Origin of the sequence: Bacillus sp. AFS073361 (assembly GCF_002567005.1) — a bacterium.
GTDB lineage: Bacteria > Bacillota > Bacilli > Bacillales > Cytobacillaceae > Neobacillus.
In genome coordinates this window covers 1-222 of sequence record NZ_NUZU01000168.1, presented here as the reverse complement: position 1 = coordinate 222, position 222 = coordinate 1, and the positions used below count along the sequence as shown (strand labels likewise).

1 protein-coding gene is annotated in these 222 nt (G+C 59.5%); it reads left to right on the top strand.

The window, feature by feature from the left end:
* Positions 1-41: 41 nt before the first annotated feature.
* Positions 42-222: phage tail protein I (locus tag COJ96_RS25850; RefSeq protein ID WP_257148641.1), on the top strand; the 181-nt coding region annotated here is incomplete at its 3' end.

The window sequence follows — 222 nt, the reverse complement described above, 5'->3', positions numbered from 1 at the left end:
CCTTTTCGGTTGATCGCTGGGACGAAGGATGGGCGGAGAGCGTGAAGCGCCGTGTGGTGCAGGATGCTTTCTATATCCATCAGCACAAGGGCACAACCAGCGCTGTGCCGCGTGTGGTGGAGCCGTTCGGCTTTCTGATCCGCATCATTGAATGGTGGCAGACCGGCGAGGCACCGGGCACGTTTCGCCTGGATATTGGGGTACAGGACCAGGGCATAACAG